Origin of the sequence: Streptomyces sp. NPDC006463 (assembly GCF_042870715.1) — a bacterium.
GTDB lineage: Bacteria > Actinomycetota > Actinomycetes > Streptomycetales > Streptomycetaceae > Streptomyces.
Genome location: NZ_JBIAHP010000064.1, coordinates 1 through 7481, shown reverse-complemented (window position 1 = coordinate 7481; position 7481 = coordinate 1). Strand labels below are relative to the sequence as shown.

Annotated in this window: 9 protein-coding genes and 1 pseudogene; 6 read left to right on the top strand and 4 right to left on the bottom strand. The window is 67.3% G+C overall.

Annotated elements, in window-relative coordinates; translation table 11 throughout:
* Window positions 1-389 precede the first annotated feature (389 nt).
* Window positions 390-551: pseudogene (locus ACFYOB_RS41360) on the top strand (IS5/IS1182 family transposase); the annotation flags it as partial.
* On the opposite strand, the gene ACFYOB_RS41355 reads toward ACFYOB_RS41360, so the two are convergent.
* On the bottom strand, window positions 532-1050 hold the full coding sequence (locus tag ACFYOB_RS41355; RefSeq protein ID WP_388570199.1) for an SRPBCC family protein: 519 nt from the start codon (window positions 1048-1050) through the stop codon (window positions 532-534). The pseudogene ACFYOB_RS41360 and the gene ACFYOB_RS41355 sit on opposite strands and share 20 nt — an antisense overlap.
* Before the next feature lie 64 nt (window positions 1051-1114).
* On the opposite strand from ACFYOB_RS41355, the gene ACFYOB_RS41350 reads away from it, so the two are divergent.
* Window positions 1115-1702 (top strand): TetR/AcrR family transcriptional regulator, encoded by a 588-nt coding sequence (locus ACFYOB_RS41350; protein WP_388570197.1) that lies wholly within the window; start codon window positions 1115-1117, stop codon window positions 1700-1702.
* 37 nt (window positions 1703-1739) lie between these two features.
* On the opposite strand, the gene ACFYOB_RS41345 is transcribed toward ACFYOB_RS41350, so the two are convergent.
* Window positions 1740-2525 carry a hypothetical protein gene (locus ACFYOB_RS41345; RefSeq protein WP_388570194.1) on the bottom strand — a complete coding sequence of 262 codons (786 nt, stop codon included), beginning with the start codon at window positions 2523-2525 and terminating at the stop codon, window positions 1740-1742.
* 212 nt (window positions 2526-2737) lie between these two features.
* Here ACFYOB_RS41345 and istA point away from each other — a divergent pair, with 212 nt between their 5' ends.
* Both istA and istB read left to right on the top strand, forming a co-directional pair.
* On the top strand, window positions 2738-4159 hold the full coding sequence (gene istA / locus ACFYOB_RS41340) for an IS21 family transposase (RefSeq protein WP_388570191.1): 1422 nt from the start codon (window positions 2738-2740) through the stop codon (window positions 4157-4159).
* Window positions 4156-4926 (top strand): IS21-like element helper ATPase IstB, encoded by a 771-nt coding sequence (istB, locus tag ACFYOB_RS41335; protein ID WP_388570188.1) that lies wholly within the window; start codon window positions 4156-4158, stop codon window positions 4924-4926. Before istA ends, istB begins: the two co-directional genes overlap by 4 nt.
* A 69-nt stretch (window positions 4927-4995) precedes the next feature.
* Here istB and ACFYOB_RS41330 read toward each other — a convergent pair whose 3' ends face one another.
* Entirely contained in the window at window positions 4996-5307 is a 312-nt protein-coding gene (locus ACFYOB_RS41330; RefSeq protein ID WP_388570185.1) for a ribosomal protein L7/L12, read from the bottom strand.
* A gap of 354 nt (window positions 5308-5661) precedes the next feature.
* On the opposite strand from ACFYOB_RS41330, the gene ACFYOB_RS41325 reads away from it, so the two are divergent.
* Window positions 5662-6333 (top strand): tyrosine-type recombinase/integrase, encoded by a 672-nt coding sequence (locus ACFYOB_RS41325; RefSeq protein ID WP_388570182.1) that lies wholly within the window; start codon window positions 5662-5664, stop codon window positions 6331-6333.
* Window positions 6330-6758, top strand: a complete 429-nt coding sequence (locus ACFYOB_RS41320; RefSeq protein WP_388570179.1) for a DUF6262 family protein — start codon at window positions 6330-6332, stop codon at window positions 6756-6758. Before ACFYOB_RS41325 ends, ACFYOB_RS41320 begins: the two co-directional genes overlap by 4 nt.
* On the opposite strand, the gene ACFYOB_RS41315 is transcribed toward ACFYOB_RS41320, so the two are convergent.
* On the bottom strand, window positions 6752-7276 hold the full coding sequence (locus ACFYOB_RS41315) for an NUDIX domain-containing protein (protein WP_388570176.1): 525 nt from the start codon (window positions 7274-7276) through the stop codon (window positions 6752-6754). The genes ACFYOB_RS41320 and ACFYOB_RS41315 overlap by 7 nt on opposite strands.
* Window positions 7277-7481 lie beyond the last annotated feature (205 nt).

The window sequence follows — 7481 nt, the reverse complement described above, 5'->3', positions numbered from 1 at the left end:
GGAGGTCGACACTGCTGGAGAGATCGTTCAGGAGCATTGGGGCAGGATGTCATGTGCCGGCCAGCGGGACGGGCTGCGCGTCCCAACTTCGGTACACGGGCCGGCAGCGCTGCCTCGGACTCCGTTTCGGCGACAATCCCGACCTCTGTCAGACGATCTTCTCAATGGGCTCCCGTCCACGAGCAGCGTGAGCACCGCGAAAGCTGGTCACACCAGCCCTTTGACCTGCGACTTCAGGTTGGCGGAAGCTCAGTGGACTCCACCGTCCGGGAGTGGACGCCACCGTGCTCGCCATCCACTCCACCGAGTGGAGCCCACCGGGTGGGAGTGGACGCCATCGACGGGAGTCGGGCCGCGCATCCACCCGGTGCGTTTCTCCTTGACCTGGTCGGCAGGGTGTCCGCGTACGTGCTGATCTTGTTTCAAATGACCTGGGGGAGCGCGTGGCTCCGCTGCTTCCGCTCGCTCCCGAACGGCGCCGCCGCTACCCCGCGCGGTTGCGCGTTCCGGACAGGGCGGCCCTCGCGGGCGTCATGTACGTGCTGCGGACGGCTCCACGGGCCCGCGGGTCCGGCGGGCGAAAATGAGGCGCAGCAGGCGGACCCGGGCCGACCAGCGGGCCGGGTGGGGCAGGTGGTTCGTGGCCGCGCGCTGGATGTTGTCGAAGGCGTCCTGGAGCAGGGCTTCGTGCAGCCAGCGGATCACCAGAGGCCACATCAGGAGCATCTTGCCCTCCAGGCGTCCTGCGACGGTGTGGGAGATCCGGCAGCGGTCCGGCCCCTCGGGGGTGATCAGGAATTCGTGGTACCCGGTCATGCCGAGCCCGGGAGCGAAGGTGAACCGGAGCCTTCTGCCCGGTTCGTGAGCGGCGACCGAGTAGCGGATCCTGCCGTGCCCGCCGCCCGAGCCGACCGCCAAGCCTGCGTCGAGGCTCAGCGGGGACCAGGCCGGGGTGGGCCAGATCAGGTCCTGCGGGGAGCCCAACCGGTCCAGGAGGGCGCCGACCTCGGCGGCGGGCGCGTCGATGGTGCGCCGCTGGAAGTTCTGCACGTCGTCTCCTTGCCCGAGCCTCCATACGGAGGCGTATGGAATGACCGTACGGTAGCGTATGGACGTGAATCAAGGGCGACAACGACTGACGGCGGACGACTGGGCGGCGGCAGCGCTCGATGCGATCGGCGAGCGCGGGCTCGGCGCGGTGGCAGTGGAGCCGCTCGCCGCGCGGCTGGGCACCACCAAGGGCAGCTTCTACTGGCACTTCACCAACCGCGACGCCCTCATCGAGGCGGCCCTCGCGCTGTGGGAGCGCCGGTTCACCGAGGCCACCATCGCGATGCTGGCCGCCGAGCCCGATCCAAGGGCCCGGCTGCGGACCCTGCTCACCTGGGTGACCGGGGGCGCCGGACGGGGCGCCGCGGCGGCGAATCTGCTCGCGTCGGCCGACCACGAGCTGGTGGCGCCAGTGGTGCGACGGGTGGTGCAGCGACGGCTCGACTACACGATCGAGCTCTTCCAGGAGATCGGCTTCCCGCCGGCCGTCGCGGTCCAGCGTGCGATGCTCGGCTACGCCGCGTACGTCGGCCACGACGAGTTGGCGACGAGGCTGCCCGGCGTGCTCCCTCTCAGCAGCGACAGCCAACTGGCCGGCTACATCGACTCGGTGCTCGATCTGCTCCTGCACGGCGCCCCCACCTGCCCCTAGCGCTGCGACCGCGCACCTTCGACGGGTTGCCGTTGCCTTATCTAAGCCCTACGAGGTCCTGCGCCGGGCTCTCGCCCGCAACCGCAAGGTCGCCGTTGCCGAATTCGCCATGCGGGACCGCGAGCGCCTCGGTCTGCTCCACGTCGTCAACAAGGTTGTTGTGCACTGCATCGGGGGCGCCGGCGGTGATGCCCTGCCGGTAGGCGAGAGAGCCATCGCGGCAGGCGACCTCAACGCCTGGGTGCTGACGGAGCCACCGGCCGAGCCTTTCCGCGTCGCGTCCTTCCCAGAGTGTGAGCGGGAGCCGGGTGGCGGCGTCGACCAGTAGGGTGCCGTAGGTGTCGCCGTAGAGCGCGAAGTCGTCCACCCCCAGCACCCGGGGCGTGAACAGCGGCGGAAGCGGCACCCGCATCAGCTGGGACAGGACGGTGCACCGCGAGAGCCTGATGTTCAAGATCCGGAGCATCCTGGAACCGCCTCGGCCGGCCAGCATCACCCCGACCTCCTCCACCAGGCGCTGCAACGGTGGTGTCCGTCGCTGGTACCGCACGGTCAGCCCGGGCACCTGCTCGGCGAATGTCACCTTCGGGCAAGTCGTGTTTTCGCAGTACAGGCGGCGTACGGACAAGTCGATGCGAAGAGGCCGACCTGCAAGCGTGCCGTCGGCCAGGCTCCGCACGTAGCGGCTGTGGCACCACGCGCTGAGCTGGCCGCATCCAGTACATCCCGCTGGTTCGCCGGATCTCGTGATGGCGCGGACCGCCACCACAGCATCGGAGACCTCGACCGAAGTCAACAACACATCAGACAACTGCGGTAACACGCTGGCCAGTTCAACAGAGCACAGTCATAGGCTGCCCGTCCTATGGACCAGCCGATCGTGTCAGCCGAGATGATCTCCGGCTACGAAAATCTTGCCAGAGCCGTGAACGTGCACCACCGCGTACGGATGAACGTGCACCGTTCTTGATGCAGTGAGGGTGGTGTCGCGCGAGTCTTCTGTCGTCCTGTTCGGGTCGGTGGAGGGCGGCGAGGGTGGTCTTGGATCCGCATCGCTGGTTGGAGCTGAGGCGGTTTCGCGGGCTGTACGAATCCGGTGCGATGAGCCTGCGGGAGATCGCGAAGGAGACCGGGCTGAACAGGCGCACGGTCGTCAAGTACCTGTCAGGCGAGACGCCGGTGGCTCCGCCGCGGAGGGCTCCCAACGGTCAGCCGCACCGGCGGGTGGTGGATGAGGTCGCGCCGTTGATCGACGCGATGCTGCGGGCCGAGATCCTGCTCAAGGGGGCTGTGATTCACGAGCGCCTGGTGGCCGAGTACGGGTTCACGGGCAGCTACCAGCGGATCAAGATGTACTTGCAGGAAGCGCGCCCGCGGATCGCGGAGGAACTGGGTATCAGTCCAGGGGAACTGGCGGGGCTGCACCGCAGGTTCGAGGTGGTCCCGGGGGCCCAGGCCCAGGTCGACTGGGGTGACGAGGGACAGATCCTCGCTCATGTCGGGATCGCGAAGGTCTACTCGTTCCACATGACCTTGTCCTACTCGCGCGATCCGTTCTGTTGTTTCACCACCAGCCAGGACCTGGCCACGTTCTTCGACTGCCACCGGCAGGCGTTCGCGCACTTCGGCGGGGTCCCGATGTCGATCGTCTACGACCGCACCAAAACGGTGGTCCGCAGGCATGTCGCACCAGGCGAAGCCGTCCCCCTCCATCCGGAGGCCGTCGCCTTCGCGGGGCACTACGACTTCGATCCCGACGTGCTGGCCGCCTACCGGCCCACGGGCAAGGGCCGCGTGGAGCGACAGGTGCTGATCGTCCGCGACCACGTCCTGGCCGGACGGGCCTTCTCCTCCATTGAGGAACTCAACGCCGCGTTCACCGCCTGGGTGCCCCTGCGGCGAGCGAAGGTGCACGGCACCCACGGCGAGGTCATCGGTCTGCGCGCGATCCGCGACCACGTGGCCCTCCGCCCGCTGCCCCAGACGCCCTATGTGGTCACTCAGCGGCATCTCCGGCATGTCGGCAAAGACTGCCTCGTCGCCTTCGACGCCAACCTCTACTCGGTGCCGGCCCGCAAGGTCCGCCCCCGTCAGCTGGTCGAAGTCAGGGCCACGAAGTCCCAGATCATGCTGCATGCGACCGCCGCCGATCACAATGGCGAAACCCTGCTGGCCCTTCACCCCCGAGCGGCTGGCCGAGGCGCCCGCATCGTCGACGAGAAGCACTGGGACGACCTGCCCACCGGAGCCGGCCGCCGCGTCACCGCCGGCGACGGGGGCCTGACCCAGCCCCGCCGCCACAACGGTCCAGGCACGGAGTCCGGTCCGTTGTCAGCCCTGCTAAACCGGGCCGCGGTCACCCAGGTCGAAGTCGGCCGCAGGCCTTTGTCGGTCTATGACGAGCTGACCGGCACCCGCCCCTTCAGCACCCACCGACTGCCGAAGGAATCGTCTTGAGCGAGCTGGTCTCCACCCGCATCCGCAACACGGCTGGCAAGCTGGGCCTGCCTCACCTGGCCGACGCTCTGACTCAGTACGCTCAGCGGGCTGACGAGGCCAAAATGGGTTACCTCGACTTCATCGACCTCGTTCTCTCCGAGGAACTCGCCGTCCGTGACGACCGCCGCTTCCGCACGGGCCTGCGGATCTCGAAGCTGCCGCACCACAAGACGCTGGACGATTACGACTTCTCATTCCAGCCTGAGCTCGACCCCCGCAAGGTCAAAGACCTCGCCACCCTCTCCTTCATCGAAGCCAAGGCCAACGCTGCCCTGCTCGGGCCGCCGGGAGTGGGCAAGACGCATATCGCCGTCGCCCTGGCAGTCGCGGCTTGCCGCGCCGGCTACTCGATCTACTTCATCAGCCTCGACGACATGGTCCGCAACCTCAAGACCGCCGAGGCCGCCGGGCGCCTGACCAGCAAGCTCGGCAGCTATCTCAGGCCGGCCGTCCTCGTGGTCGACGAAGTGGGCTACCAGCCCCTCGAACGCGCCGAGGCCAACCTGGTCTTCCAGGTCATCTCAAAGCGATACGAAAAGGGCTCCATCATCCTGACCTCGAACAAGACCTTCAGTGAATGGGGACAGGTGTTCGGCGATGAAGTCCTCGCCACCGCCATCCTCGACCGCCTCCTGCACCACTGCGATGTCGTCTCCATCAACGGCCCCAGCTACCGACTCAAGAACCGACTCGCAGCCATCGAACGCGACACAGACGCAGCCTGACAACTGGCGACTTCCCTCGGCAGCCGGCCCGGATGAGCCGGGGGTCTCTCACACCAAACTGGGCCGATTTCAGATCACTGTGGTCAGGCCATTCGCCCAACAGATCTCCAGGGGCCGCAGGTCCGTGCACTGCACCGAGGTGAGGGGGAAGGCTCCCCGTCTAATGGGGCGGCCGCAGCAATCGCAGAGCAGCCTGGTGCGGGCACCTGCGTCCTCAAGGGTCCGAGCCGCCTCGACAGCGGCTTCGAACCAGCCGGCTACCTCGAGCTCTACGGGTGCGTCGGCAAGCAGAAGCTTGCTGTTCCACAGGCTGAGGCCGGTGACCGTCCGTATCGCCCGGACTGCCTCCGTTTTCCGTTCTCCTGCTTCTGTCAGCAGCACACGGAATCCTGGCTCTTCCACACACCCTCCCCGGCCGTCCACGAGCTGCCCGGCAAGTGATCCATCACGCCATCTGCTGACAAGCTCGCCATGGCTTGCCAAGCCGCCCTCCACCTCGCCGCCATCCTCCTCTCTCCAGTACGCGAGAAAGCAGACGGCAAGGGACGGAATCCGGCCTCAGGACGGGAGCCTACCGGTGCACGTATCTCTGTACTTGGCGGTGCACTCAGAGGAGTACGCGGACAGCAGTGGGTCCGCGACCGCTTCCCCGGCATCATCCCGCGCCACCTGTTTCTGCAGCGGACCGGGAACCGGCAAGGCGACAAGCCCTACCCGTCGGGCACCTACAGCTGGATGCTCCGCGAGTTCAGCAAGATCGTGAAGATCGCCGACAGCAAGGGCAAGCCCGTCGGACTGAGCCACACCCACCGCTTCCGACACACGAAGCTCACACGGCTCGCCGAACTCGGCCTGCCCGTCCACGTGTTGATGCGCTATGCCGGGCATGCAACCCCGTCGATGACGATGCACTACGTCGCCGCCCGCCAGGAACACGCCGAGCAGGCATTTCTGGCCACCACGAAACTCCGCGCGGACGGCACCCATATCGTCTTCTCGCGCGACGACCACGACAGCCTCCACCTGTTCAACCGGGCCGACCGCTTCCTGCCCCACGGCTGGTGCCTGCTGCCGCCCCTGCAGACCTGCGACAAGGGAAATGCCTGCCTGACCTGCTCGGCCTTCGTCACCGACGCCTCCCACCAGAACGCGCTGGAAAGGCAGTTGACCGAGACGGAGGCCCTGATCAACCGCAGCACCACCGCATTCCAGGAACGGCACGGACGTCCGATGCCCGAGGACAACGTCTGGCTGCTACAACGGAGAGCCGAACACGCGGCCCTCATGAAGCTGCTGGACACTCTCCGCTCCAAGCCCGGACGCGCCGTCCAGGGCGCCGGCTGCGGCGCCGCCCCCACCGGCCCCGTCCCGCTCACCCTCGACCGTCACCGAAGGACCCGGCCATGACCGACGACGCTCGCGCCAAGCGCACCCAGACACTCGCCACCGCCGCGAAGGCGAAGTCACAGGCCAAGATGGAGGCCGCCGAGAAGGCGATCCGCACCCTGGTCAAACGCGGTGAGCCGATCACCTTCCAGGCCGTCCAGCGCGAGGCCGCCGTCTCCCATGCGTTCCTCTATAACCACCCCGACCTGCGGGGACGCATCGAACGGCTACGGGCCCAAGCCCGGCCGGTTCCCGCACCGACCCCTCCAGCCGACGGGCAGAGCACCCTCGTCCTCGCGTTGACCAGTCAGATCACCCGCCTGAAGAAGCAGCACCGCGAAGAAGTACAGGCTCTGCGAGACGCGCTCGAACAAGCCCACGGCGAGAATCTCGACCTCCGCCGCGAACTCGCCCGCCGCGGAGGAACCGCAGCAGCCCCTCAATGACGGCCCACCCGATCAGCCAACCACGTGGCATGCTGACGAATCCGGGATAGATCATCGGGAAAACAGCTCTCCCATCCCTCGTCCAACCTCTTCCAAGCCACCGGCTGCCCGGCCTCCGGAACAAACGAGGCCGCTGCATCAACGACGGCGGCATACGACAGCCCGAGCGTGACCGGCAAGTCCGGGTGATAGGAGCGAACCGCAACCGCTGCCGGCTCAGGCAGCGGTTCCACCCGAAGGCCCGTCTCTTCGAAAAGCTCCCGGATGGCGCCCTCGCGCGGTGTCTCCCCGGCCTCGACCATCCCGCCCGGAGAAACCCAACCCCGCCAGCGGTGCTTCACCAACACCACCCGGGCAAGATCCTTGTCGAACACCCAGACCTCGGCTCCAAGAGGCTCCATCGGTCCCCGCCGGGCAGCAGTCAGCCACCGGCAGGCCCCGTCGAACTCGGCTATCGCCTGTTCAGCGTCGTTCACCGCCGCTTCGACGGCCCGCTCATCGACCACCTTCTGACTCATCGGGCCAACATACGAGGCTGCACTGACAACGCAGCCACGTCACATCGATCTCATGAAGGTCCCACCCAGCGGCAATATGCCGAATCTCGAACCAAACCCTCGATAACGGTCGGGCCGAAGAGGATGACCGACTCGCCGGAATGGAGCCAGCGCAGGGCTCCGAGGTCGCGGATCTGGGCGGCGGGAAGCTTCGAGGAGGCGGTGA